Source organism: Hymenobacter nitidus (assembly GCF_020447315.1).
Classification (GTDB): domain Bacteria; phylum Bacteroidota; class Bacteroidia; order Cytophagales; family Hymenobacteraceae; genus Hymenobacter; species Hymenobacter nitidus.
This window is the reverse complement of the sequence record NZ_JAJADQ010000005.1, coordinates 312,944-337,587: the sequence shown is the minus strand read 5'-3', so window position 1 is coordinate 337,587 and position 24,644 is coordinate 312,944. Positions and strand designations below refer to the sequence as shown.

At 63.3% G+C, this 24,644-nt stretch carries 22 protein-coding genes; 9 read left to right on the top strand and 13 right to left on the bottom strand.

What is annotated here, in order from left to right:
• Positions 1-70: 70 nt before the first annotated feature.
• Complete coding sequence (locus LGH70_RS11975; RefSeq protein ID WP_226185867.1) at positions 71-853, top strand: hypothetical protein; 783 nt, start codon at positions 71-73, stop codon at positions 851-853.
• A 93-nt stretch (positions 854-946) separates the two neighbouring features.
• Positions 947-2,692, top strand: coding sequence for a gamma-glutamyltransferase (gene ggt / locus LGH70_RS11970; RefSeq protein ID WP_226185866.1), 1,746 nt, complete (start codon positions 947-949; stop codon positions 2,690-2,692).
• Positions 2,693-2,993: 301 nt separating this feature from the next.
• On the opposite strand, the gene LGH70_RS11965 is transcribed toward ggt, so the two are convergent.
• Complete coding sequence (locus tag LGH70_RS11965) at positions 2,994-3,347, bottom strand: hypothetical protein (RefSeq protein WP_226185865.1); 354 nt, start codon at positions 3,345-3,347, stop codon at positions 2,994-2,996.
• Between the two features lie 46 nt (positions 3,348-3,393).
• Positions 3,394-3,777, bottom strand: coding sequence for a hypothetical protein (locus tag LGH70_RS11960; RefSeq protein ID WP_226185864.1), 384 nt, complete (start codon positions 3,775-3,777; stop codon positions 3,394-3,396).
• 121 nt (positions 3,778-3,898) lie between these two features.
• Between LGH70_RS11960 and LGH70_RS11955 the strand changes: the two genes are divergently transcribed.
• A complete protein-coding gene (locus LGH70_RS11955) occupies positions 3,899-6,934 on the top strand; it encodes a TIM-barrel domain-containing protein (protein WP_226185863.1) in 3,036 nt (1,011 codons plus the stop codon).
• A 230-nt stretch (positions 6,935-7,164) separates the two neighbouring features.
• Here the strand turns inward: LGH70_RS11955 and LGH70_RS11950 are convergent, their stop codons facing one another.
• From LGH70_RS11950 to LGH70_RS11940, 3 genes are all read right to left on the bottom strand, one after another.
• Positions 7,165-7,617, bottom strand: coding sequence for a hypothetical protein (locus LGH70_RS11950; RefSeq protein WP_226185861.1), 453 nt, complete (start codon positions 7,615-7,617; stop codon positions 7,165-7,167).
• Positions 7,618-7,680: 63 nt separating this feature from the next.
• A complete protein-coding gene (locus LGH70_RS11945; protein WP_226185859.1) occupies positions 7,681-8,457 on the bottom strand; it encodes a penicillin-binding transpeptidase domain-containing protein in 777 nt (258 codons plus the stop codon).
• Between the two features lie 155 nt (positions 8,458-8,612).
• Positions 8,613-9,023 (bottom strand): YciI family protein, encoded by a 411-nt coding sequence (locus LGH70_RS11940; RefSeq protein ID WP_226185857.1) that lies wholly within the window; start codon positions 9,021-9,023, stop codon positions 8,613-8,615.
• Positions 9,024-9,270: 247 nt separating this feature from the next.
• On the opposite strand from LGH70_RS11940, the gene LGH70_RS11935 reads away from it, so the two are divergent.
• Together LGH70_RS11935 and LGH70_RS11930 are read left to right on the top strand one after the other, a co-directional pair.
• On the top strand, positions 9,271-10,224 hold the full coding sequence (locus LGH70_RS11935) for an aldo/keto reductase (protein WP_226185855.1): 954 nt from the start codon (positions 9,271-9,273) through the stop codon (positions 10,222-10,224).
• 131 nt (positions 10,225-10,355) lie between these two features.
• Positions 10,356-11,792 carry an alpha-amylase family glycosyl hydrolase gene (locus LGH70_RS11930; RefSeq protein WP_226185853.1) on the top strand — a complete coding sequence of 479 codons (1,437 nt, stop codon included), beginning with the start codon at positions 10,356-10,358 and terminating at the stop codon, positions 11,790-11,792.
• Positions 11,793-12,024: 232 nt separating this feature from the next.
• Here LGH70_RS11930 and LGH70_RS11925 read toward each other — a convergent pair whose 3' ends face one another.
• From LGH70_RS11925 to LGH70_RS11910, 4 genes are all read right to left on the bottom strand, one after another.
• A complete protein-coding gene (locus tag LGH70_RS11925) occupies positions 12,025-12,879 on the bottom strand; it encodes a pirin family protein (protein WP_226185851.1) in 855 nt (284 codons plus the stop codon).
• Positions 12,880-12,992: 113 nt separating this feature from the next.
• Entirely contained in the window at positions 12,993-13,562 is a 570-nt protein-coding gene (locus LGH70_RS11920; protein WP_226185849.1) for a YceI family protein, read from the bottom strand.
• A gap of 36 nt (positions 13,563-13,598) precedes the next feature.
• Entirely contained in the window at positions 13,599-14,123 is a 525-nt protein-coding gene (locus LGH70_RS11915; protein WP_226185848.1) for a hypothetical protein, read from the bottom strand.
• Between the two features lie 104 nt (positions 14,124-14,227).
• Positions 14,228-15,400 carry a helix-turn-helix domain-containing protein gene (locus tag LGH70_RS11910; RefSeq protein WP_226185846.1) on the bottom strand — a complete coding sequence of 391 codons (1,173 nt, stop codon included), beginning with the start codon at positions 15,398-15,400 and terminating at the stop codon, positions 14,228-14,230.
• Between the two features lie 162 nt (positions 15,401-15,562).
• Between LGH70_RS11910 and LGH70_RS11905 the strand changes: the two genes are divergently transcribed.
• From LGH70_RS11905 to gloA2, 3 genes are all read left to right on the top strand, one after another.
• Complete coding sequence (locus tag LGH70_RS11905; RefSeq protein WP_226185844.1) at positions 15,563-15,859, top strand: hypothetical protein; 297 nt, start codon at positions 15,563-15,565, stop codon at positions 15,857-15,859.
• A 243-nt stretch (positions 15,860-16,102) separates the two neighbouring features.
• Entirely contained in the window at positions 16,103-16,816 is a 714-nt protein-coding gene (locus LGH70_RS11900) for a DUF421 domain-containing protein (RefSeq protein WP_226185842.1), read from the top strand.
• A gap of 36 nt (positions 16,817-16,852) precedes the next feature.
• Positions 16,853-17,242, top strand: coding sequence for an SMU1112c/YaeR family gloxylase I-like metalloprotein (gloA2, locus tag LGH70_RS11895; protein ID WP_226185841.1), 390 nt, complete (start codon positions 16,853-16,855; stop codon positions 17,240-17,242).
• Between the two features lie 112 nt (positions 17,243-17,354).
• On the opposite strand, the gene LGH70_RS11890 is transcribed toward gloA2, so the two are convergent.
• Together LGH70_RS11890 and LGH70_RS11885 are read right to left on the bottom strand one after the other, a co-directional pair.
• Positions 17,355-18,062 (bottom strand): hypothetical protein, encoded by a 708-nt coding sequence (locus LGH70_RS11890; RefSeq protein ID WP_226185840.1) that lies wholly within the window; start codon positions 18,060-18,062, stop codon positions 17,355-17,357.
• 89 nt (positions 18,063-18,151) lie between these two features.
• A complete protein-coding gene (locus LGH70_RS11885; protein WP_226185839.1) occupies positions 18,152-18,898 on the bottom strand; it encodes a hypothetical protein in 747 nt (248 codons plus the stop codon).
• 132 nt (positions 18,899-19,030) lie between these two features.
• Here LGH70_RS11885 and serA point away from each other — a divergent pair, with 132 nt between their 5' ends.
• Positions 19,031-20,932 carry a phosphoglycerate dehydrogenase gene (gene serA, locus LGH70_RS11880; RefSeq protein ID WP_226185838.1) on the top strand — a complete coding sequence of 634 codons (1,902 nt, stop codon included), beginning with the start codon at positions 19,031-19,033 and terminating at the stop codon, positions 20,930-20,932.
• Positions 20,933-21,131: 199 nt separating this feature from the next.
• On the opposite strand, the gene LGH70_RS11875 is transcribed toward serA, so the two are convergent.
• Positions 21,132-22,760 carry a PA14 domain-containing protein gene (locus LGH70_RS11875; protein ID WP_226185837.1) on the bottom strand — a complete coding sequence of 543 codons (1,629 nt, stop codon included), beginning with the start codon at positions 22,758-22,760 and terminating at the stop codon, positions 21,132-21,134.
• A gap of 429 nt (positions 22,761-23,189) precedes the next feature.
• Complete coding sequence (locus tag LGH70_RS11870; protein ID WP_226185836.1) at positions 23,190-24,548, bottom strand: D-alanyl-D-alanine carboxypeptidase; 1,359 nt, start codon at positions 24,546-24,548, stop codon at positions 23,190-23,192.
• Positions 24,549-24,644 lie beyond the last annotated feature (96 nt).

Sequence of the window (24,644 nt, the reverse complement as noted above, 5' to 3'; positions counted from 1 at the left end):
CATGCGGGCTTACCCGGAACAAATAACAATGCGGGGCTATATTTCACCCAAATAACCCGCTCCGCGCCCGATGAAAAGAATCCACCTCTTTGAGCTAGAAGATTTTCCCTGGTTCCCTGGTTGGCTGCGCACCTGCCTGACCCGGCTGATGGTTGTGATGCACCGTGCCATTGGCTCGCCCCAGCAGCTGAGCAAGCTCCTGATCCGGGCGCTGGCCCACAGCCGCCAGCCAAGGATAGTGGATCTGTGCTCGGGCAGCGGTGGGCCCATGCTGGAGGTGCTGGCCCACCTGCAGCGGCAACCCGGCAATTCAGATCTGGCCTTGGTGCTGACCGATTTATACCCCAATATCGAAGTTGCCGAAGCGGTAAACCGCTCGACTCCCCCCCACCTCTCCTACCGGACCACTCCCGTAGATGCCAGTCAGGTTGGGGCCGACCTGCCCGGCGTGCGGACCATGACGGGCAGCTTTCATCATATGCGGCCGGCGCTGGCCCGGGCCATCCTGCAAAACGCCCGCGACAGCCGGCAGCCCATCTGCATCTACGAAATGAGCGACAACAGCCTGCCCACGGCCATCTGGTGGATTTCGCTGCCCCTGATTTTTGTAATAGCCTTTTTCCTCACGCTTTTCGTACGGCCGCTGACGTGGCGGCAGGTGGTTTTTACGTTTCTGGTGCCCATTATTCCGCTGTGTTTTGCCTGGGATGGAGCCGTTTCCAACGCTCGCACCTACACCCTGCGGGATATGGACGACTTGCTGGCCGGCCTCGAAACCGAAGGCTATACCTGGGAAAAAGGCCGGATTACGGGCCGCGGTACCAAGCTCTACCTGCTGGGCCTGCCCACCTGATGCTACCTGCTGCCAGGCCGGGCGATGCGTCGGAAGTGGCAGCCCAGCTGCCAGGAGCGTCGGCAGGCCCGGGCACATCACTATCTTTCGAGTATGAACTCTCGCCTTTCCCTGGTGGCCCTGGCGGCCCTGCTCTCCTGCTCCCGCGTTTCTGCTCCCACCGCTACCACGGCTCCGGTTGCCGCCTCTGCTACCAGCGTGCCAGCCGCTGCACCACCCGTCACGGCGGCCAAGGCCATGGTGGTATCGGCCCACCCGGAGGCCTCGCGCATCGGGCTGGAGATTCTGCGCCGGGGCGGCAATGCCTACGATGCGGCCGTGGCGGTGCAGTTTGCCCTGGCCGTGGCGTTGCCCGTGGCCGGCAACATTGGGGGTGGCGGGTTTCTGCTCTACCGGGGCGGCAATGGGCAGGAAGGCGCCCTGGACTTCCGGGAAACCGCGCCGGCCGCCGCCGCCCGCGACATGTACCTCGACCAGCAGGGCAACGTGGTGGAGGGCCTGAGCACGGCGGGCCACCTGGCCGTGGGCGTGCCCGGTACCGTGGCCGGTATGGAAGTGCTGCACAAAAAGCTGGGCCAGCTTAGCTGGGCCGAAGTGGTGCAGCCCGCCGTAGACCTGGCCGCGCACGGCCTGGCCCTTACCGCCAAGGAAGCCACCGGCCTGAACGCCAACCGGGCCGTTTTCCAGAAGTACAACCCTAAGAAACCCCTGGCCTACCTGGCGCCCGACAACGGCACCTGGCAGGCTGGCGACACGATTCGCTACGCCGAGCTGGCCCAGACGCTGGCCCGCATCCGGGACCAGGGCCGGGCCGGGTTCTACGAGGGCCGCACCGCCGACTTGCTCACGGCCGAAATGCAGCGTGGCAAGGGCCTTATCACCAAGCAGGATCTGAAAGGCTACGAGCCCAAGTGGCGCACGCCCCTGCGCGGCCAGTACCGCGGCAACGAGGTGCTAACGTTTCCGCCGCCGAGCAGCGGCGGCGTGGCTTTGCTACAGATGCTGCAGATGCTGGAGCCCTTCGACCTGCGCAAAATGGGCTGGCACTCGCCCAGCGGCGTCCACCTGATTACCGAAGCCGAGCGGCGCGTATACGCCGACCGCGCCACTTACCTCGGCGACCCGGATTTTGGCCGGGTACCCGTAACGCAGCTGCTCGATAGGAACTACAATAAGCAGCGCATGGCCACCACCCAGCCCCACCGCGCCACACCCAGCAAAAGCCTGACGGCCGGCCCCGGTCTGCCGGCTTACGAGAGTGACCAGACCACCCACTACAGCATCGTGGATGCCCAGGGCAATGCCGTGAGCTGCACGACCACCCTTAACGGGGCCTACGGCAGCAAGGTGGTTGTGGCCGGGGCGGGCTTTCTGCTCAATAATGAAATGGACGACTTTAGCTCGAAAGCCGGGGTGCCCAATGCCTACGGGCTGGTGGGCGGCACAGCCAACGCCATTGCGCCCGGCAAGCGCATGCTCTCCTCGATGACGCCCGCCATTCTGACCCGCAACGGCAAGCTGCTAATGGTAGTCGGCACACCCGGCGGCAGCACTATTATTACCAGCGTGCTGCAAGCCATTCTGCACGTCATCGACTACGACATGAGCATGCAGCAGGCCGTGGCCGTGCCCCGCCTGCACCATCAGTGGCTGCCCGACCAGATTGACGCCGAAAATGAAGCCCTGACCGACGCCATAGCTGACTCGCTGCGGCAGCGCGGCTACACCATCAACCCACGGGGGCGCTGGGGCCGCGTCGATGCCATTCGGGTGCTGCCCAACGGCCGCCTCGAAGCCGGCGCCGACCCCCGCGGCGACGACACCGCTTTGGGGTATTAGCGGTGAGGTGGTGAAATGGTGAGTTTGACGTTCGGTTGACGCCACTGGCGTGTCATTGCGAAGGAAGAAGGACCTTCCGCGCATCCAGCGGCGTCAATCTGTCTTCTGCCCAGTACGACCTGACCTTTTACCCAAAAGCCCTTTCCTACTTGCGCGGGAAAGGGCTTTTTACATTTATCAGGCCTTGCTAGTCAGGCGAGGAAGGTCCTTCAACGAGCGGACGTCAGGTGAGGAATTACAGACGAAGTTGAAGACAACCGAACGTCAAACCCACCATTTCACCACCTTACTATCTCACCTCCTACGCCTGGTCGGCGGGCTGGAGCTGGCGGGCGGCATTGGCCAGGGCCTGGCCCAGCAAGTTGAGGCGGGTGGCAATGGCCTCGGTCTGGGAGTCGGCGGCGCCGGTGACCTGCTCGCCCAATGTAAAGAGGGAGCTGCCGATGCTGTCCACGTCGTTGTTCTGAATGTGCTGCTGCAGGCTGCGCAGCTCCTGCAGGATTTCGGCGTGCACGGCCTCACCGCTCTGGCTTAGGGTGCGAATCCAGTCCTGAATGTTGCTCAGGCCTTCGGTGCCGGCTTGCTGAATATTGCCATTGAGCACGTTGATAGCGGCATTGAGGTGATTTTCGGGGTTGTCGGTTGGCGTAGCCATGGAGGAGGGTTTTGGTAAGAGGAAGGTTGAAAAAAGAGCCGCGAGCTTACAGCGACTTGAGGTTGCCGGCGGCCATAATCAGGAGCTGGCCCAGGTGGCGCAGCTGGTCGCCGATGCCGTTGTGCAGGTGCGGGCCGGCCCAGTCGTGGGTGTTGCTGGCGGCCCGGGAAGCCTGCTCGCCCAGGCGCTGCATCAGGGCGGCGGCCGCGGGCCGGTCGCCGTTCTGCAGGGAGCTTTTCAGCTGGCCCAGCTCCCCGGCCGCTGCCTGCAGCACGGCGCTGTTGGAGTTTTGCAGCTGCGGGCCCCAGCTGTCCAGAATTGGAATCAGGCCGCTGGGGTCGTGGGCGAAGGTGTGGTTGTTGAACAGGTCGCTCAACGACAGGTTGGTGGAATAGAGGTGGTCGTTGAGGTTGTCGGAGGAAAGGGCCATGGTCGTAGGAATTGGGAGGTTGAGCTACTCTCTACGGCCGGGGCGCGCGGGTCGTTGCTATGGCCACTTGGGCGGGCTTTGCCCAACCGCGTATCTTGGCGGCCTCATCTGTTTTGCCGCCATGCTCTGTTCCTTTTGTCGCGCCGGGGTCCTGCTGGGCCTTTTTCTCTCTTCACTCCCGGGACTGGCACAGCGCGAAGCAGGTGGGCCACCGACCCAGGACCCGTTTGCGCGGCGCGCAACCACAGCGCCCACCACCGGCATGGGCAGCTACCAAAGCCACGCCTACCGAAGCGGGGCGCTGACCATCCGGAGCACAACGGGCGCCACCGTGCGGGTGCATCCCTGGGCTGAGGGCGTGGTGCGGGTCGAATATTTTCCGGCCGGGCAGCCCGTAAGCGAAATAGCGTCAGTGAGCGTGGTGCAGCGGCCTTACATTTTCGACCATCCCGCGCGCCTCAACCGCAAGCTGGAGCCGTACCTGCGCAACGTGCAGCCCGACCGCAGCCTGGTGCGCAACCAGCCCACCGCCCTGGTCTGGCCGCTGGTGACCAATACCGCCCAGGAGTACGTGGTGCGCATCGACAAAAAAACCTTGCGGATTAGCTTCGACTACCAGGGCCAGAGTCTGGTTTCGGAAGCTGCCGGCGCTTTTCAGCAGCTGCCTGCAAGCGGCGGTACGGCCGGCGGCATGGGCATCTCCTTTCGCCTCACCCCCGATGAGCACCTCTACGGCACCGGCTCCCGGGCCCTGCCCCTGGATAGGCGCGGCCGCCAGCTTACGCTCTACAACGAGGCCCACTACGGCTACCAGAACGGCGAGCCCACGCTGAACGTGAGCCTGCCCACGGTGGTCAGCAGCCGGGGCTATATGCTGTTTTTCGACAACCACACGGCCGGCACCCTCGACCTGGGCGCTACCGAGAAAAACACGCTCGAATACCGGGGCGAAGGGCTGAACAGCCTGGCCTACTTCCTGATTGCGGGCACTTCCTACGCCGAAATCCTGGACCGCTACACCACGCTCACGGGCAAGCAGCCGCTGCCGCCGCGCTGGGGCCTGGGGCTGATTCAAAGCCGGTTTGGCTACAAGACCGAGCAGGAAATGCAGCAGGTGGCGGGCCGCATGCGCCGCGCCGGGTTTCCGCTCGATGCCCTGGTGCTGGACCTGTATTGGTTTGGGGGCACCACCCGGCAGGGCGACTTCCGCTGGCAGCCCCAGCAGTTTCCCGACCCCAAGCGCATGATGCGCCGCCTCGACTCGGCCGGCGTCAAGACCATCCTGATTTCGGAGCCCTACGTGATGCGCACTTCCCGCAACGACGCGCTGGTGCGGAGCCAGGGCCTGGTGGGGCGTGATACGCTGGGCCAGCCCTACACCGTCGAATCGTTCTGGGCGGGGCCGGCCACGCTGCTGGATATGTTCCGCCCCGCGGCGCGCCAGTGGCTGTGGCAGCAATACGACCGGCTGAAGCAGGACGGCGTGGGTGGTTGGTGGAGCGACCTGGGCGAGCCGGAAAACCAGCCCGCCGCCATGGTGTACGACCTGGGCCCGACGCGCCGCGTTCACAACGCCTACGGGCAGGACTGGAACAGTATTCTGAGCGAAGGCTACGCCCAGCAGTACCCGCAGGAGCGGTTGTTTAATCTGGCCCGCTCGGGCTGGGCGGGCATGCAGCGCCACTCAGTATTTCCGTGGTCCGGCGACGTGAGCCGGTCCTGGTCGGGGCTGCAGGCCCAGGTACCCATCCTGCTGAGCATGGGCCTGGGCGGCGTGGGCTACATGCATTCCGACGCGGGCGGCTTTGCCGGCTCCAACATGGATGCCGAGCTGTACACCCGCTGGCTGCAGCTGGCCAGCCTGGGCCCCATTATGCGGCCCCACGGCGTGGTAGCCCCCGAGCCCTACCACTACCCCGAGCCCTACCAGAGCATCGTGCGCCGCTACGCCCGCCTGCGCTACGAGCTGCTGCCCTACCTCTACACCCTGGCCTGGGAAAACAGCCAGACCGGCACGCCCCTGGCCCGGCCCCTGAACTACGGTGAAACCCGCCTCGACCCGCAGTCGGTATTTCCCCTGCTTTCGCCCGAGGAAGAAGACCAAAGCTGGGGCGAAGCCGCCCGGCCCGTGCCGACCTGGAACTGGAGCACGGCGGCTTCCACCACCTGGGGCTCGGAGCGGCTGGCAGCCCGGCGGGCCCGCGCCTTTGCGGCCAGCAACGCGCCGGCACTGACCAACGTGAACGACCAGTACCTGCTAGGCCCCAGCCTGCTGGTGGCCCCGGTGCAGCAGCCCGGGCAGCGGCGGCGTAACGTGGTGCTGCCGCCCGGCCGCTGGATCGACTTTTACTCCCACCAAACCGTGGCCGGCAGCCAGACCGTGGGCATAGCCGCGCCCCTGGCTCAGATTCCGCTGCTGGTGCGGGCCGGGGCCTTCCTGCCCATGGCGCCCTACGTGCCCACCACCGCCCGCTACCGCACCGACACGCTGAACGTGCGCTACTACGCCGATACCTCCGTGCCCGAGTCGAGCTTCACGCTCTACGACGACGATGGCCGGTCGGGGCAGGCCGCAGCCGGGCAGCAGTTCACCCTGATTGCCTTTGCCGGTATGCTGCGCGGCACGCAAGCCGATATTGAGGTGCGGCAAAGTGAGGGCCGCTTCGCGGGCAGCCCGGCGTGGCGCCTGATCAACCTGGAAGTGCCGCGCGTGCTGGCCGCGCCGACGGTGGTGCTGCTGGATGGGCAGCCGGTGCCACCCACGGAGTGGGCCTACGAAGCAGCCAGCCACACGCTGCGCCTGCACGCGGTGCTGAGCGAGAAGCCCCTGCGCATTTCCGTGCGGGGCCTGCAGCTGGATGCGGACCTTTCAGCCACTGCCCAGCCCGAGCTACTGACCCTGGAAGCCCCCACCCGCCCCACGTTCAGCACCAGCACCGAACTGCGCTACACACTGCACACGCCGGGCACCTACCCGCTGCTGATTCGCAACGCCGTGGGAGAAATCGTGCGGTCCTTCCCCGCGGCGCAACAGGCTGCCGGGCCGCATTCCATTGCCTGGGACGGCACCGACAACGCGGGCCGGCCGCTGCCTAATGGCCTGTACTCGGTTGAACTGCAGGGTCAGCACCAGCGCCTCGTGCTGCTGCGCGACTGATGCCGGCGGTAAGCCGAAGAATGGAAATATCACGCCCGCTTCGCCTGTCATCCTGAGTATTCCGCGCATGTGGCGGCTACGAACGACTGGCGTAACAACTACTTATGCTAGCGCGACAAGGCCCTTCGCTGGGCGGACGTTAGATCAAGGATGACAGAACCTAACAACGGCAGTACGCGAGAGTCTTTGCCCAACGTGACCCAGTCTATCAGAAAACAAAAATTGCTTTTCTAAAAGCGGCGGAGGCGCTTTTTGCTCAGCTCGTAGCTAATGATGGCAGGCACGTAGAAGGTCACGTCGGCCAGGAGCTTGGCCAGCAGGATGCCGCCGCTGAGGCTACCGAGGGCTTTGGGCAGGTAATACATCAGCGCCGGCCGAATCAGCAGGCTGTCGAACACTTCGGCCAGGCCAAACTCCACGGCCAGGGCCCGCAGGTTGCGCAGCAGCGTCCGGCCCGTGTAAGGCAGTCCGGTGGCGTGGCGCTGCCGCCGGGCCTGCAGAATATCCAGGGCCAGGATGTAGCCGAAGTAGGCGCCATTGCCCACCCAGGTGCCCGCCAGTGCCGTGGCCGCGTAGCTGCCGGTCAGCTCAAAGGCCAGGCCGGCCGCCGCCAGCGTAGCCGCCACCGACAGCAGCTCGGCGGGACCGTAGCGTTTCAGCCATTCCTTTAGTTTCGCTTTCATGGGTTTGCGGCCCGCTTTGCCTTCCCTGCGTAGTGCCGGTTCTGGTTCTGGTTCCGGGCGTACCTAGTTCGAGAGTAGGGCCAGATCCTGCAGAATCAGCTCGGCAATAGCCTGGCGGCCCTCGATAAACTTTTCGTCGGCGGGCTTGCCGTCTTTGGGCTCGGCATTGAGGGCAAACAGATACACGTTGCCGCCCTGCTCGAGCCAGCCCACAAACCAGCCGTTGGTTTGCTTGGCGCGCTGGGTGTGGCCGCTGGTGCCGTAGAGCTTCCACTGGCGCGTGGCTTTCAGCTGAAACAGCTGCTTGGTCAGGGCCTGGTTGCGGGGGGCGGGGGGCAGCTTCTCGTCGTAGAGGAAGCGCAGGAAGTTCACCATCTGAAACTGCGAGATGCGCGAAATGCCACCCATCCAGAACGAGGTCAGCACCTCGGGCGTCACGACCATCTGCCCAAACTTGAGCTTGAGCAGGCTCTGCTGGTAGCGGCGCACGCCTACTTCCTGGGCAATCTGCTGCTGGCAGGGCTGGCAGGACACGCGCAGAGCTGGGCGCAAGCGCAGATCCTGGTTCCAGACTTCCGGGTCGCGTCTCACTTGGTCCCAGGCAAAAACGTGGCTGGTATCAGCCAGAACCCCGGTTTCCAGCCCGATAAGCGTGTTGGGAATGGCGAAGGTGGCACCGGGCAGAAAGCCCTGGCTGCAGCGGGCCACATCGTAGGCCGTGAAGTGGTTGGCTTTCTGGTCGTAGAGCAGAAATGAACCCCGCAGGCCGTAGCTGTCGAAGTATTTCTTGAAGTCGCGCTCCGTCAGCGCCTGCCCGCTGGCGCTAAGCCGAACGAGCAACAGGAGAAATAAAACCGGAAAACGCATCAGGCACGAAGCTGAAAAGTTGGATTACCACGGGAGAGGAAGCGCCCGGCAACCTCTATGCCCAAATACGCGGAACGGCGAAATACGGTAAAAGAAAGAACAGCTCGGCAGTATATAGCCCTGGGCCGCTACGGCTGCCCACCCAGCTCCTGATGCACCCAGGGGTAAATTTCCATCGTCAGGCTGCCGGCCTGCACGGCGGGGTCGGTTTCGGTGAGGCGGCGGGCTTCCTCCAGGCTTTGGGCCTGAAGAATGTACATGCCACCCAGGGCACTTTTCTCTTTGGGGCCGGGGCAGCGGCCGGCCAGCGTGAGGCGGCCCTGTCGGGTGAGCTGCTGCAGATGCGCCGCGTGCCCGGCCCGGATGGTCGACACCGTTTCCATATCCCGGACCTTGGCAGTGCCGTTTTTCAGCAGCACCAGGTAGTAGGTTTTGGCCGCCGCCTGGCGTTTGGCGGCCCGCCCTTCCGACTGAGCCGCCACCGGCAAACTACCCAGGCCCAGTACCAGCGTGAGCAGCAGGAATCCATGTTTTTTCATGGCAATGCGTTTTATAGGGTGAACCCCAATCCGCTTCTCTGTACGGTGGTTACGGGCCGGAAGTAGCAAACCCGCGGCTGTTACCAGACTTTGGCGTGGCGCCGGAAGCTGCTTTTTCGACCCTTTTTCCGTTGACTATAAGTCAATTAACGCGCACCCGACACACCCGTAAAAACAATTTCAGAGCCACTCAGTACTACTAGGCTCTTGCTGCAGCACTGGTCTCACCACCTCTTTTTCTATTGCTATGACTTCCAACCGCACTTTGGGTCGTTCCGACCTTTCGATAGCCCCGCTCGTACTGGGCGGCAACGTTTTTGGCTGGACCGCCGACCAGGCCACTTCTTTCCGCATTCTGGATGCCTTCGTGGCCGGCGGCGGCAATGCCATCGACACGGCCGATGGCTACTCGGTGTGGGTGCCGGGCCACGTGGGCGGCGAGTCGGAAACTATTATCGGGCAGTGGCTGAAGCAGCGCGGCCACCGCTACGACGTAGTTATTGCCACCAAAGTGGGCTGGGAAGTGAATGCGCACAACAAGGGCCTGGCCAAAGACTACATTCTGCGGGCCGTGGAAGGCTCCCTGCAGCGCCTGCAAACCGACTACATCGACCTCTACCAGTCGCACAAGGACGACCCGGCGGTGCCGGTGGAAGAAACCCTGGAAGCCTACGCCCGGCTGGTGCAGCAAGGCAAGGTGCGCGTCATCGGGGCCTCCAACTTCACGGCCGAGCGCCTGCGCGAGTCGCTGACGGCCAGCGAGCAGCACGGCTTTCCGCGCTACGAAACCCTGCAGCCGCTCTACAACCTCTACGACCGCGCCGACTTCGAGCAGAACCTGCTGCCGCTGGTGCAGGAGCACAATATCGGCGTGATTCCCTACTACGGCTTGGCGGCGGGCTTCCTCACGGGCAAGTACCGCTCGGAGGCCGACCTGCAGAAAAGCGCCCGGGGCGGCGGCGTAGGCCAGAAATACCTCAATGACAAAGGCCTGCGAATCCTGGCTGCCCTCGATACCGTGGCAGCCCGCCTGCAGGCGACGCCCGCGCAGGTTGCCCTGGCCTGGATTATCGCCCAGCCCGGCCTGACGGCCCCTATTGCCAGCGCCACCAGCCCCGAGCAGGTAACGGAGCTGCTGCACGCCCTGGAGCTGCAGCTCAGCCCCGAGGACCTGGCCCAGCTGAGCCAGGCCGGCAGCTAAACAGCAGTGCTACGCTCAGTATTGAAAAAGCCTGCCCGAGGTTTGGGCAGGCTTTTTTGTGAGTAACATACTTGCTAAACGGCTTGGGGGTGCGGCGCAATTTTCCTGGGAAGTATGCTTTACTTGCCGGTATGCTCCATCCCATCCTTTGCGCCTTGCTCAGCGCCGGCCTGCTGCTGACTACCGCCTGCACGTCGAAGTCGGCGGAAACTGCTGCGACGCCCTGCGCGGAAATCCCGGCTGCCTACTCCGTTACGTCTCCCGAGTGGGCCCGCAACGCCAGTATCTACGAGGTCAATATCCGGCAATACACGCCGGAAGGCACGTTCCGGGCCTTCGAGCAGCACCTGCCCCGCCTGCAGAAAATGGGCGTAGTCATTCTGTGGCTGATGCCGATTCAGCCCATCGGCGAGAAAAACCGCAAGGGCAGCCTGGGCAGTGCCTATTCCATTCGGGACTACCGGGCCGTGAACCCCGACATGGGCACCATGGCCGATGTGCGGCACCTGGTGGCCGAAGCCCACAAGCTGGGCATGCACGTTATTCTGGACTGGGTAGCCAACCACACCAGCTGGGACAGTAAGCTGGCCACCGAGCACCCGGAGTGGTTTACCAAGAATGCGCGGGGCCAGTTCCGGCCACCGGTTGCGGATTGGCAGGACGTCATTGACCTCGACTACCGCAAGCCCGAGCTGCAGCAGTACATGCGGGCCAGCATGGCTTTCTGGGTGCGCGAGGCCGACCTCGACGGTTTCCGCTGCGATGTGGCGGGCCTGGTGCCCACGCCGTTCTGGGAGCAAACCCGCGCCGAGCTGGAGAAAATCAAGCCCGTGTTTATGCTGGCCGAGTGGGACGAGCTGTTTCCGCCCACTTTCCTGAAGCCCGGCGAGTTTGACCCCAATACGCACCTGCTGGAAAAGGCTTTCGACATGACCTACGGCCTGCGCCTGCACGACGTGCTCGACAGTGTGGCCCGCCGGCAGCGTCCCGCCCACGACCTGAACCGCTACCTGGCCCGGGAACGACGAATGTACCCGCCGAGCGTGTACCTGATGAACTTCACCAGCAGCCACGACATCAACAGCTGGGACGGCAGCGAGTATGAGCGCCTGGGCCCCAACGTGCAGGCCACGGCCGTGCTGGCGGCCCTGCTGCCGGGCATGCCCATGGTGTACAGCGGCCAGGAAGCGGCCCTAAAAAAGCGCCTGAAGTTCTTCGATAAAGACCCGATTGAGTGGGGCAACTATCCCTTGGAGAACTTCTACACCAAGCTGCTCACCCTCAAAAAGCAGCACCCGGCCCTGCTCAACGGCGACGCGTGCAGCCAGTTCCGCGCCCTGCCCGTCTCCGATTCCACCAGCGTATTCGCCTTCACCCGCTCCAAGGGCGCGGCTACGGTGCTGGTAGCCGTAAACGTGGCGGCCCAGCCCCGCAAGCTGCGGGCACTCACTGCGCCGGAAGGCAGCTACCGGGAGCTATTCAGCGGCCAGATGCTGCGCTTGGCTTCGGACACGGAGCTGGCTCTAGCGCCGCACGGGTATGTGGTGTATGAGCGGGTGAAAAATTAATGTGCTAATGTGGGCAATGTACCATTGCGAGGACGTAGGACATTCCGCTCCTCAGGAGGCGTCAGTCCGTCCTCTGCGCGATACGACACAACCTTTTACCAGAAAGCCCCTTGCTACACATAGTAGCAAGGGGCTTTTCAGTGAAGGATGCTTTCTACATTTAAGAGGTCGGATTGCTTCATGCCTCGCAAGGACACATTTAGCACATTCTCCACATTCTCACATTAAACCCCTAATGCTGCCACTGGCCGAACTTGCCGCGGCGGTAGTCGTCGTAGGCCTGGTGAATTTCGGCTTCGGTGTTCATCACGAAGGGTCCCTGGGCGACGACGGGCTCGTTGAAGGGCTGGGCGTGGCCGAAGAGCAGTACACTATCCGGGCCGGCCTGAATGCGCAGGGCGTCGCCGTCGTGGTTGAATTCGGCCAGGTTCAGGGCTTCTACCACTTGGCCGTTGACGGTGAGCTGGCCCCGGATAACGTAGAAAAACACGTTGTGCGAGGCCGGCACGCCGATGCTGATTTCGCCGCCGGGCCGAAAGAAAATCGTGTTTAGCGTCACATCCGACAACGTTTCGAAAGCGGCTTTCTGCCCCTGCCACTCCCCGGAAATCAGGTTGACAGTTACTTTGCCTTCGTCGAGCGTGAGGCTGGGAATGTCTTCTTTCTGCAGGCCGATATAGCGCGGCTCGGTCATTTTGAGGCGGGCGGGCAGGTTTACCCACAACTGCAGAATTTCCAGGTCGCCGCCGGTTTGCTTGAACTCCGAGGACGAGACTTCGGCGTGAATCAGGCCGCGGCCGGCCGTCATCCACTGCACCCCGCCGGCGGTAATCACGCTTTCGTGGCCCCCGCTGTCCTTGTGCATAATGTCGCCCTCCAGGATAAAGGTGACGGTTTCCATGCCGCGGTGCGGGTGGGGGCCGAAGGGCAGGCCGTTGTTGTGGGGCCGGTATTTCTGGGGGCCGTGGTGGTTCAGAAACAGAAACGGGTCGACCTGCTCCAGGGTGCGCGAGGGCAGCGGCGAGTAGGTTATCAGGTCGGCAATGGGCGAATAAGCGGCGCGGTGAATCTTCTTGATGGTACGCATAAACGAGGTAGAATCTGGAGTGTAGCTGGTAAACAGACTCGGCGCCTTTTTGTCAGCTGCTGCCCCAGCTCCTGCTGCTCTACGCGGCCCGCGGGCCGGAAGATGCCGGGCCTTCAGGGCGCATTGCCTTCCGGCACGGCGGCCACTACATCAAACGCCAGCTCGAACTGATTGCCAATAGCCCGGTCGCCCAGGTTCTGAAAAAAGGAGCTGGAGTTGAACTGCACCCCGAACTGCGTGCGGTCGACGGCCGCCGTGCCCTGCACCCGCAGGCGGTGCCCGGTGCGCGTGAGGGTGGCCGGAAAACGCAGCGGCCGGGTGATGCCCCGCACCGTCAGCTGGCCCACAGCCTGCCCGGCGGCCAGTTCGCGCAGTATGAACACGGCCGTCGGAAACTGCTCGACGGCGAAGAAATCGGCGCCGCGCAGGTGGGTTTGCAGCTCGGCGTTGGTGTGCGCAATGGTGCGCATATCAATTTCAAAGCGGCCGTTGCGCAGGGTGTTGCCCGCGTACTCTACCTGCCCGCCCCGCAGCTGCACCGTGCCCGATGGGGCCCAGGAGCCCAGTTCGGCGTGGCCGGTCCAGGTGAGTTTGCTGGCGCTGGCCTCGACGCGGTAGACCACGGGCGCCGGGCGGAAGGCGAAGCTGCCGAGCAGCAGCGTGAGAAAGAGGAATGTTTTCATGACGAGAAATGACGAGGTGAGAAATTCAGCGGGCGGCTATTTCGGCTGCACCTGGGCTTCGGTTTCAATCAGGCCCATGCCCTTGTAGAGCTTGCCGCTGGCGTCCCGGGCCAGAATAAACCACAGCGCGTCGCCGCCATACAGGCTTTTGGCGCTGGCCGCGTAGCGGTAATTCTTCGCGAAAGTGTAGGTGGCGCCCGGCCGTAGCCGGCCCTGCGGGCAGTTGAAGAGCCCGGCAAACTCGGCGGGCGTCTGGGTCAGGTTGGCTTGCCAGCCCTCGGCACTGTACCAGATAAAGCTGCCGCAGGCCACGACTTGCAGCTCCTGCCCGGTTTCGTTGCGCACCATCGTGCTGTGCTTCCACACGAAGTGGCCGGGCTTCGCCGGGTCGGGCTCGGGGTAGTTGGGGTTGGGCGTGTGCCAGAGCTGCAGCCCCACGGGCACTTGGCGCAGCTTGTCGGGCAGGGCGCGGGTTTTGTTGGTCCAGGCCGATTGGGCGGCCAGCGGGGCCGGAGTGGCGAGCAGCAGAAGCAGCGCCGGAAGCAGGGTTTTCGTGACCATCGTTCGGGGAAGTGAAGTAGGGTCCGAAGGTGGCCGGCCGGGCCGCGGGAAGCGCCCCAAGTGCCAATTTGGGACGTCCCAGATCCGGATCTGGCACCAGGTTGCTAGCGGGAGCCGGCGGCGTATTCGCTCGGGGCCACGCCCACCAGCTGCTTGAAAATGCGGTTAAAGGTGGTTTTGGAGTTGAAACCGCACTCAAAGGCAATGCCCAGCAGGGTGAGGCGCGCGGCATCGTCGGTGGCGCCGAGGCGGCGCTGCACCTCGGCCACGCGGTAGCCATTCACCAGGTCGTTGAAGGACTTGCCGAAGCCGTTGTTGACGGTAAAGGAAATCAGGCGGGGCGGCAGCCCGGTATGGGCCGACAGCTCGGCCAGCGTCAGGGTGGGGTTGCGGTAGAGCTGCTCGTCCTCCAGGGCCCGCCGGATCCGCTCCTGCACGGCGGCATCGACTGGCGGCACCTCTTTGGGCGGAGCTGCCACGGGCGGCCGCGGGGCCGGGCTGTCGGCGGGCAGCGCCGCGGCGGGCTCGGGCGGACTGGTGAGTTCGTCGGGGGCAAAGTGCACGGCCTGCATGTTGGCCTGCCGCAGCCCCACCACCCCAATCAGAAACACAACCAGGCCCAGCAGCTCGGTGGAATAGTCGTAGCGATAATACAGGTTGAAGTACTCGCGCAGCACCACCTCCACTATCCACTGCGCACTCACCACGCCCACCAGCACCAGCAGGGTGCGCAGCCACCGCAGCCGCAGCTGCGACACTTCCGAGAAATTATCGACCAGCCAGCGCTGGTACTGCCGCAGCAGGCGCAGGCTCAGCAGCAGATATACGAGGAGGGAAAGCCAGGTACTGATAAACTCCAGCCGGTAGGTGTAGGGCCGGTGCACCTGCTGCCAGAACTCGTTGCGAAAGGCGTAGCTCTGGGTACTGAGCCAGCCGTAGAGCAGCGCCTGCGCCAGCACCGGCCCGAAGTGCCACAGGTGCCGGGCCCGCAGCCGAAAATCGTGGTTTACCAGGCTCTGCACGTAAAAATAGAGCAGCGGGCCAAACGCCAGGGAGTAGTAGATGGGCAGAAAATACAGCTCGGGCCGCAGCCCGTACACGCCCGCGACGCGGAAGAATCCATCGAGCAGCCACAGGGCAATGGCCAGCATGAGCAGGGCCAGAAACCGGTTGGGCACCCGGTTGTGGGGCCCAAACCAGAGTAGCCCGGCCGCAAAGCCAGCCTGGGCAATAACGGCGAACAGCAGGATGGCAAGGGAGTTGAGCGTGAGCTGCATAGGTGGGAAAGATAGTAAACCAAACCGCACGCTACGGCGTCGGTTATCGGCGGCCGTTGTAGTCGAGCTAAACCCTTTGCTACTGTCCACCGTTAAAGCCAACCTGAAAGCGGCTTTGGGTTTCCAGAGCCGGTTTATGGTTCCACGAAATACCTTGCTCCCATGAAGAAGCTCCTTGTTATTGCCGCCTTACTTACCACGGGTGCATATTCGGCCAGCGCCCAGTCGAGCACGACCACCACGACCAAGCAAACCACAGTAACGCCCGCTACGCCGGCCGTGCCCGCCACCCCGGCTACGCCCGCTACCCAACAAACCACGGTAGAGTCGACGACGACCACGGTGGATCAGCCAACGACCACGGTAACGCAGGCTCCGCCCGTTCAGACGCTGCCCGCCGATGCCAAGGTGAAGGACAAGCGTAACAAAACCAAAGTGAAGCCCAAAGACAAAGACTAGCTCTAGTCTTTTCTCGGTCCTATTTCCCAGTAAAAACGCCCGGCTGCACCTCGTTGCGGCCGGGCGTTTTGCGTGGCTTTCATCCTGCCGTTTCCGGGCGTAAGCGTGGCATCGGGCCCAATAGCAGCCAACGGCCCAGCGGCAAAACATTACCCGTATTGCACTGTTGGTCAATACTCTACTTTGTGCAAGCTTAACTATACTGCCTGCCTTGCGTTAGCGCAAGGGATTATGCCCATACCTATGCTCCTTGCCGCTGCTATCCAGCCCTTCGACTGGAACCGTATCCTGTTTTCCGACGATGCCCCGCCCCTGTTTCTGCTGGAAGTAGCCCTGCGTTGCGTGCTCACCTACCTGATGGTTATCGGGGCCCTGCGCGTGACGGGCCGGCGCGGGGTGCGGCAGCTATCCATCTTCGAGCTGAGCATCATTCTGGCCCTGGGCTCGGCCGCCGGCGACGCCATGCTCTACGACGACACGCCCCTGCTGCACGCGGCCGTGGTGTTTGCTATGGTGACGGGCCTCTACTTACTCTTCAATAAGGCTACGGAAAAATTTCCGCGCTTCAGCGACTGGCTGGAAGGCAAGCCGGAGCTGCTCGTAGAAGAAGGGCGCGTTTGCGTGGACCGGCTGCACAGCCAGAACCTGACGCAGAAAGAGCTATTTGGGGAGCTACGCCAACTACAGGTAGAGCACCTGGGCCAGGTGCGTCGCGCCTACGTGGAGGCCACCGGCGACATCAGCATTTTCTTCTACGACGACGACCAAGTACGGCCGGGCCTGCCCATCTGGCCCGAGCGCCTACAGCAGGCCCGGCGGCGCGTGGAGGAAGCCGGCCAGCATGCTTGCTGCAACTGCGGCCAGGTACAGGAGCTGGCCAAAGGCGGGCTGGCCCAGTGCTCCGTGTGCCAGGACGACCAGTGGATTACGGCCTGCGACGCGAAGCGGGTGAGCTAGATTTCGTTGCTTTGCCCGTCACTAGCTCTTCTGCCCATGATTCCGCTGCTCTACGTGCACCACATTGCCCTCATCTGCTCCGACTACGCCGTGTCGAAGCAGTTTTACACCGAAGTGCTGGGGCTGCGTGTCATTCGGGAAGTGTACCGGGCCGAGCGGCAGTCCTACAAGCTTGATCTGGCTCTGCACGGGCACTACATCATCGAGCTGTTCTCGTTTCCCGAGCCGCCGCCCCGCCCCACCCGGCCCGAGGCCACCGGCCTCCGTCATCTGGCCTTCGCCGTGTCCGATCTGGAAGCCACGGTGGCCTGGCTTACGCAGCACAGCGTGGCGGCCGAGCCCATTCGCACCGATGAGTTTACCGGGCGCCGCTTTACCTTCATCCAGGACCCCGACGGGCTGCCGGTAGAATTCTACGAAAGCTAAGCCGGCCTTACTGCTCGTTAAATTCCCGGTTCCGTACAGTTCGGTGGTACCAGACCGGACGGCTTTCGGGGCAACAACACACGCTGACGAGGCCCTCGGTCGGACAGCCGGCTTACAGCCCCAGCCGCAACGCCAGGCCCGCCCGGAACACCTGCGAATACACCCCGTTCATTCCGCCTTCCTGCGAGCCGCGGTAATCGGTAAACCCACGGGAGTAGCCCAGCGACAGTCCCACCTGCTTGTAGTAGGCCGTCAGGTTCAGCCGGCCCCGCGCGTCTACGGTAGGGCGGCTCAGGTCCTGGTCGGCGCTGTAGCTCACACCCTTGCCCGACACCGCACTGCCCTGCTCGTAGCTGCGCAGTACCAAGCCCATTTCCGGACCGGCCGTCAGGTCCAGGGCTATATCCCCCAGATCGAAGCGGTGGCCGAAGAAAGGATGCGCGTTGAGACCATAGTTTGCCAGCGTGGTGTGCCCGTCGGCTTTTATGTCGGTGCCATTACGGTCCAGCACGCTGGTAATCTGCACGCGGCTCCGGAGCACTTCGTAGCCGGCCTGCACCCCCAGCAGGGTATTGTCGGCCGTGACGCGCTGCACCTGCCCGGCCACTCCGTACGAAAACGCCGGCCGTCGACCATAGGCATTGCTGGTGTAGGGCCGCACGCCGGCGGCTGGCGGCTGCACGAGCGTGGCATTGCTGGCGGCCGATGCCCCGCGGAAAGCGGCAGCTCCCGAAGTCAGGTGAACCGAGACTTCCGTTTTCTGGCCGTAGCTCAGATGAGCGGCCAGCGCACTAAGGAAAAACAACGTAATTTTTTTCATAACTACATTCTGGATAAAAAGAAGGAGATACAAGCCGCCTCAAAACTACGCAATGCTGTATTGTCGGCGGGCGATTGAGTTGAGGTTCACTACACCCCCAGCCGGTACGAAATACCCGTCCGGAAAACCTGCGAGTAAAGCTGATTGAAGCTATCCGAATAGTCTGAGCGGTAATTGCTCAGGCCCCGGGAATAGCCCACCGAAAACCCCAGCCGCTGGTAGTAAGCCGTCAGATTCAGCCGGACCCGCACGTCTACTTTGCGCTGCTGTCGGTCCAGGTCGGTAGTATACGTCGCCTCGTGGGGGCTGGCGAGCGTGGCTTCGGCAGTTTCGTGACTGCGCTGCAGCAAGCCGATTTCGGGGCCTAGGGTCAGGTCGTAATCCAGCTTATGACGCGTGAGGCGGTAGCCCGCGAAGGGGTGCACAGTGATAAAGCTGTTGGCCAAAGTGGCCGTGCCCTGGGCCGACAGGCCGAAATCGTGCTTATCGAACACCACAAAAATCGGGGTCCGGCTTTGCAGCACCTCGTAGCCGCCCTGCACCCCAAACACCAGGTGGCGGGCCGTAACGTGCTGCACCTGCGCGGCAGCCCCGTACGCCAGGCCCGGCTTTTTCCCGAACGGATTGCCGGTGTAGGGCACGTCCAGCAGCGTATACAAGTACTTGTAGGGCGGCTCGGCCTCGTTGTCGGGAATGAAAATGGCGGCCTCCTCACTAGCCGATTGCCCCCGGAACAAGGATGCGCCCGACGTGAGGTGTACCGATACTTCCGTGGTTTGTGCGTGGCCCAGGGTGGCGGATAGTGACATGAGCAATAGCAGGGTGATTTTCTTCATCAGGGCCTATAGAATAAGTTCGGTTGTAAAGGGAGTAGTCGGGGCCGGAAAAGGTTGTATCCAGGGTCCTGGTTTATTCCGGCAAGAATTTTCCCCGGCCGAATGGCTTTTGTGCCCGATATTACCGCCGCTATGCCCCAACCGAACACCCCGCTGCCTTACCTGATTATTGACTTCGACAGCACTTTCACCCAGGTGGAAGGCCTCGACGAGCTGGCCGACATTGCCCTGCAGGGCCACCCCGACCGGGAGAAAGTCGTGGGCGAAATCCGGGCGCTGACCGACCAGGGCATGAGCGGGAGCCTGAGTTTCTCGGAGTCGTTGAAGCAGCGGCTGGCCCTGCTGCCGGCCCGGCGCGAGCACCTGCCGCTGCTGGTGGCTCAGCTCAAGGGCAAGGTGTCGGAGAGCATCGTGCGCAACCGCGGCTTCTTCGAGCAGTTTCCCGGCCGCGTCTACATCGTCAGCAGCGGCTTCCGGGAGTTTATCGAGCCCGTAGTGGCCGACTTCGGCATTGCCGCCGACCACGTGCTGGCCAATACCTTCACCTTCGACGCCACGGGCCGCATCACCGGCTTCGACCCGGAAAACGTACTCAGCCGCGACGGAGGCAAGATTTTGCAGCTGCGTGAGCTGGACCTCGAAGGCGACGTGTACGTGCTCGGCGACGGCTACACCGACTACCAGATCCGGGAAGCCGGCTTGGCCAACCGCTTTTACGCCTTCACCGAAAACGTCAGCCGCGAAGCCGTGGTGGCCCGCGCCGACGAAGTACTGCCTTCCTTCGACGAGTTTCTCTACCAGAATAAGCTGCCCATGACCCTGAGCTACCCCAAAAACCGCATCAAAGTACTGCTGCTCGAAAACCCCGACGTGCGCGCCGCCGAGCTGTTCCGCGCCGAGGGCTACCAGGTTGACTCCGTGCCCGGCGGCCTCGATGAAGAAGAGCTGCTGGAGCGCATTGAGGGCGTGAGCATCCTCGGCATCCGGTCGAAAACCCAGGTAACGGCGCGGGTGCTGGAGCGGGCCAACCGCCTGATTGCCGTGGGCGCCTTCTGCATCGGCACCAACCAGATTGACCTCACGGAGGCCATGAAGCGCGGCGTGGCCGTGTTCAACGCGCCCTTCTCCAACACCCGCTCGGTAGTGGAGCTGGCCCTGGGCGAAATCATCGTGCTGGCCCGCCGCATTCCGGAGAAAAACCCCAAGATGCACCAGGGCGAGTGGGACAAGTCGGCGCGGGGCTCGTTTGAAATCCGGGGCAAAAAGCTCGGCATCGTCGGCTACGGCAACATTGGCTCCCAGCTCTCGGTGGTGGCCGAGGCCGTGGGCATGCAGGTGCTTTACTACGACGTGGCCGAAAAGCTGCAGCTCGGCAACGCCGTGCGCTGCCGCACCCTGCAGGAGCTGCTTCAGCAGGCCGACGTGGTGACGCTGCACGTGGACGGCCGCAAGGACAACACCAACCTGATCGGGGCCGCCGAGCTAGCCATGATGAAGCCCGGCGCCCTGCTGCTCAACAATGCCCGCGGCCACGTGGTGGATGTGCCGGCCCTGGCCGCGGCCCTGCGCAGCGGCCACCTCGGCGGCGCCGCCGTGGACGTATTTCCCTACGAGCCTAAAACCAACGACGAAGGCTTCGAGAGCGAGCTGCGGGGCTTGCCCAACGTGCTGCTCACGCCTCATATTGGGGGCAGCACGGCCGAGGCCCAGCGCAACATTGCCGAGTTTGTGCCCGAGCGGATTATGCAGTACATCAACACCGGCAACACCCAGCAGAGCGTCAACTTCCCCAACATTCAGCTGCCCCTGCAGCAGGCCCACCGCCTGATTCACGTGCACGCCAACGTGCCCGGCGTGCTGGCCCGTATCAACAACGTGCTGGCCGAGCACCACGTCAACATTCTGGGTCAGTACCTGAAAACCAACGAGCATATCGGCTACGTCATCACCGATATCGACAAGGAATACGACCAGGAAGTCATTCAGGCCCTGCGCGCGGTAGAGCACACCATCAAGTTCCGGGTGCTGTACTAAGGATTACAATAGGTTATCATGCTGAGCGCAGCCGAAGCATCTCTACGGCAATGCTAAAATTAATCAGTACTGCGGTAGAGATGCTTCGGCTGCGCTCAGCATGACGTTCTGCTTTTTGCCCATTCTCAAATCGGCTCTAAACAGAAACGGGCGGCCTCACTTGGAGCCGCCCGTTTTCGTGTTATCCGTAAACGAAATCTTAATTCCCGCTTGGCGTCGGCACCGACGGCTTAGGGTTGCGCAGCTGCAGCTGCTCACGCGTTGTCACGGTGCCCACAGTCATGCGCAGGTTATAGTCGCCGGCGGGCAGGCCAGTGAAGTCCAGGGTTTGGTGGTGGGCCCCCGCCGACTGGCGGCGGTAGTCCGACACGCGCACCGGAGCCCCGTTCTGGTTATACAGTACCCAGCCCATCGGAATTTCTTCGGGAAGCTCGTAGCGCAGCTGCACCACGCCGTTGCTGGGGTTGGGGTAGATGCTCATCTTATGGGCCCCTACGCCGGGCTTGCTGCCGGCCATAGCCGCCGGCGTGGGCTCTTCGGCCTGCACGGGCTGCAGCTTCCACATCTGGTTTTCGCGCCCGCTAAAGCGCCACTGATGGATGCTGCCTTCCAGGCTATTGGCCGAGTCTTTGGCCGTCAGGGCTTTGCTGCTGTGCTTGGCCAGCAGCTTGTAGTAGCCGTCCTCGGTGGGCTCGATGCGCCACGCCTGGTTGTTGCCGCTGTAGTAAGGCCACAGGTCCAGGTCGGCCCCGTTAGAAGTCGAGCTGCCCAGTACTTCCAGCACGCGGTTGTTGCCGGGCACCATTAGGCGGTAGAATCCGCCACCGAGGCTTTCAATCTTCCACTGCGGGGCAGTGCTGCGGGCCAGAGTCGCGCCACCGGCGGCGGCACCCACAGCCTCGGGCTGGTAGGCCTGGCTGTTGGGCCGATACGGGTCAATGACTTCCAGGGGCTTGCCGGTCGTGCGCGAGGTCAGCACGTACACGCCCGGCGCCAGGGGCTCGGGCTGCTGGTCTTTCTTAGCCTTAGCTTCGGCCTCGGCGGCGGCTTTGGCCGCTGCTTTGTCGGCTTTGGCTTTGGCTTCGGCTGCTTTGGCAGTGGCTTTGGCCGCGTCGGCATCGGCCTTGGCCTGGGCGGCATCCGCTTTGGCTTTGGCCGTGGCGGCCTTGGCTTCGGCAGCGGCGGCAGCTTTGGCCGCGGCCTGCTCGGGAGTTACCGCCGGCGCCTTGGCGGGCTTGGCCGGTGCCTCCGACTTCGCTACGGCTATTGGCTTGGCGGGCGCGGCGGGTTTGGGAGCCGCGGGCTTGGGCATAGGCTTAGCGGCTACGGGCTTGGGAGCCGGCGCGCTTCCGGGCGGGTCGGGAGTAGTGGGTGAGCCTAGCGGGTAGAGGCTGGTGGTCGGGATAAGCTGGGGCGAGCTGCCGGGCGGCGTCCAGAGCAGCTGAAACTGCGCGTCGCCTTCACCTTCGGCAAACTCAATCTTAATCGTGGTTTTCTCGCCGGCCCCGAGGCTGACGCTGCCGTTGGTTAGCGCGTTGCCGGTAGAGCCCTTCCAGGTGTCCAGAATTTTCTTGCCGTTAATCCAGAGCCGCACTTCGTCGCCGGTTTTGGCTACAAACCGGTAGCTACCCGTGCTGGGCGCGGCCAGCAGACCTTCCCAGCGCACCGAGAAGTTGTCTTCGGGCAGGCCCGGACCTGGCGACTTTTTGCCCCAGTTAAAGTCCATGGCGGCATCGACGCGGCGCAGCACCGGCGCCCCGGCCATGGTACCGTTGGCGAAGTACGTGCCCGTCAGGCCGGTGCCGGCATTCTGCACGGGCAGGACCAAACGAGTGAGCAGTGGGCCGCCAGCGGCTAGGGTGGTTGCCCTGGTAGCAGGCGCTAAAGTTGTTACGCCAACGCTAAGACCGGCCACCAGTGAACAAAATATTGAGCAACGCACAGGCAAAAGAATTTGAGGTGAAACCAGAGTAAAAAGCCAGCAATTCGGGCCCTTACTGTCCAGTTAGTATTCAAACAGAGGCATGAATCTACCGATTATCACCCAGCCATGCCAATCTTGAGCCGCTTGTCTTGAAAACGAACCGGTTCTTGTAAGCACAGTACAACTCTTAGCTCCCGACAATCACCGCCCGGCCTCAGAAATCAGGCATTCATCATTAACTATATAGTCGCTCTGCTACAGGCCACAACTAGTGCGGTTTCGCGCGCCCGGTCGGGCTCATTTACGAGGTTGTCGGCAGCCGCCTTGCCCGGCCTACAGCCGGTCCCGGACCTGGGCCAGAATCCGCTCTACCTCCTTGCGTACGACGCTGGTTTCCACCACGTAGTTGTTGTTGAGAAAACTCACGGCCAGCAGCCGGCCTTTGCGGGTGCGCAGGTAGCCGCACAGGTTATGGGTGTTGGTCAGCGTCCCGGTTTTGCCCCAGAACCAAGGGCCACGGGCATCGTGGTAGCCACGGCGCAGTGTGCCATGCCCGCCCCCACCGGCCAGTAAGCTCAACAGCCGCGGTTCGGGCACTTCCTGGTGCAATTTCAGGAGCAGCGCCGTCAGGTCGCGCGGGGTGGCCAGGTTCAGGCGCGACAGGCCCGAACCATCCACCCAACGCAGCGGGTCGGGCAAATCAGCGAGAAACTCCTGGCGCACTGCCCTAATCGTGCGGTCGGTGTTTAGGGAGTCAGCGCCCAGCTGGCTGGAGCACATCAGCAGCAGCTGCTCGGCCAGGAAATTGTCGCTGACCTGCAGCATGCGCCGGTAGAGTGAGTCGACGGGCAGGCCGCGCAGAGTACGCAGCGTATCCTGGGGCCGCAGCTGCCAGGGCAGGGCCTGCACCGGCCGGCGCAGCGTATCCTGCAGCAGCTTCAAGAGCAGGCCGGGACTGGTGCGAAAGGGCGTTTCATCTACCCAGCTTTTGGCGGAAGGCCGCACGAAAAAGCGGTTTTCCAGCTCGGCCCGCCGCACGTGGTCGGCGGCCGGAAAGCCCGGCGGCGCTGGCTCGACCAGGGCTGCAAACGACGTCGGAAGTACGCGTAGCGGCTGGTTGGGCCGGGAGTAGAAGCGCACCGTGTTGCCGTACACCGGAAACGGACCCCGCTCGGGCGAAAAGTAATAGGTATAGTCGTCCCAGCTCCAGCCCGGCCCCAGGGCCTCGACGCAGGGAATGGGCAGGTAAAAGAGCTTTTCGGGCCGGCTTTGCAGAAACGCAAAGGCGCGGCGGCTGGGCACATCGCCGTGCAGCAGCGTAGGGTCGCCGGTGCCCCAGAACAGCAGGGAATCGGGGCGAACTACGTAGCGCAGGCTGGGCAGCGAGTCGCCGAGCAGGTGCAGGCCGGCATATAGGCTGAAGAGCTTCATGGTGCTGGCCGGCGTGAAATACTGCCCGGCATTGAGCTCATACAGCGCCTCGCCGGTCGTAGCGTCGCTGATACTCAGGCCCACGTGGTGCTGGCGCAGCACGGGCGAAGTCGTCAGCAGCCGGTTGAGCCAGCGCGGGCCGCGGCCCTGATACAATGCGGATTCGGCGGTGTTGTCGTCGGCTTTGGATTGGGCCTGGGCGGCGGGCAGCGCGGGTAAAAAGAGAAGCGCAACAAAAAGCAACAGCAGCAGGCGGGGCATGAGCAGCGGATTTGGGACGTGCAATATGCAAACTCATCTGTCGCCTGTCATCCTCCTACCTCGCTGCCTCCAGCGCAAGTTTATCAGATAGGCGCC

Coding starts and splice junctions, on each gene's coding strand:
- LGH70_RS11975 (WP_226185867.1), top strand. CDS start 71: ATGAAAAGAATCCACCTCTTTGAGCTAGAAGATTTTCCCTGGTTCCCT.
- ggt (WP_226185866.1), top strand. CDS start 947: ATGAACTCTCGCCTTTCCCTGGTGGCCCTGGCGGCCCTGCTCTCCTGC.
- LGH70_RS11965 (WP_226185865.1), bottom strand. CDS start 3,347: ATGGCTACGCCAACCGACAACCCCGAAAATCACCTCAATGCCGCTATC.
- LGH70_RS11960 (WP_226185864.1), bottom strand. CDS start 3,777: ATGGCCCTTTCCTCCGACAACCTCAACGACCACCTCTATTCCACCAAC.
- LGH70_RS11955 (WP_226185863.1), top strand. CDS start 3,899: ATGCTCTGTTCCTTTTGTCGCGCCGGGGTCCTGCTGGGCCTTTTTCTC.
- LGH70_RS11950 (WP_226185861.1), bottom strand. CDS start 7,617: ATGAAAGCGAAACTAAAGGAATGGCTGAAACGCTACGGTCCCGCCGAG.
- LGH70_RS11940 (WP_226185857.1), bottom strand. CDS start 9,023: ATGAAAAAACATGGATTCCTGCTGCTCACGCTGGTACTGGGCCTGGGT.
- LGH70_RS11935 (WP_226185855.1), top strand. CDS start 9,271: ATGACTTCCAACCGCACTTTGGGTCGTTCCGACCTTTCGATAGCCCCG.
- LGH70_RS11930 (WP_226185853.1), top strand. CDS start 10,356: ATGCTCCATCCCATCCTTTGCGCCTTGCTCAGCGCCGGCCTGCTGCTG.
- LGH70_RS11925 (WP_226185851.1), bottom strand. CDS start 12,879: ATGCGTACCATCAAGAAGATTCACCGCGCCGCTTATTCGCCCATTGCC.
- LGH70_RS11920 (WP_226185849.1), bottom strand. CDS start 13,562: ATGAAAACATTCCTCTTTCTCACGCTGCTGCTCGGCAGCTTCGCCTTC.
- LGH70_RS11915 (WP_226185848.1), bottom strand. CDS start 14,123: ATGGTCACGAAAACCCTGCTTCCGGCGCTGCTTCTGCTGCTCGCCACT.
- LGH70_RS11910 (WP_226185846.1), bottom strand. CDS start 15,400: ATGCAGCTCACGCTCAACTCCCTTGCCATCCTGCTGTTCGCCGTTATT.
- LGH70_RS11905 (WP_226185844.1), top strand. CDS start 15,563: ATGAAGAAGCTCCTTGTTATTGCCGCCTTACTTACCACGGGTGCATAT.
- LGH70_RS11900 (WP_226185842.1), top strand. CDS start 16,103: ATGCTCCTTGCCGCTGCTATCCAGCCCTTCGACTGGAACCGTATCCTG.
- gloA2 (WP_226185841.1), top strand. CDS start 16,853: ATGATTCCGCTGCTCTACGTGCACCACATTGCCCTCATCTGCTCCGAC.
- LGH70_RS11890 (WP_226185840.1), bottom strand. CDS start 18,062: ATGAAAAAAATTACGTTGTTTTTCCTTAGTGCGCTGGCCGCTCATCTG.
- LGH70_RS11885 (WP_226185839.1), bottom strand. CDS start 18,898: ATGAAGAAAATCACCCTGCTATTGCTCATGTCACTATCCGCCACCCTG.
- serA (WP_226185838.1), top strand. CDS start 19,031: ATGCCCCAACCGAACACCCCGCTGCCTTACCTGATTATTGACTTCGAC.
- LGH70_RS11870 (WP_226185836.1), bottom strand. CDS start 24,548: ATGCCCCGCCTGCTGCTGTTGCTTTTTGTTGCGCTTCTCTTTTTACCC.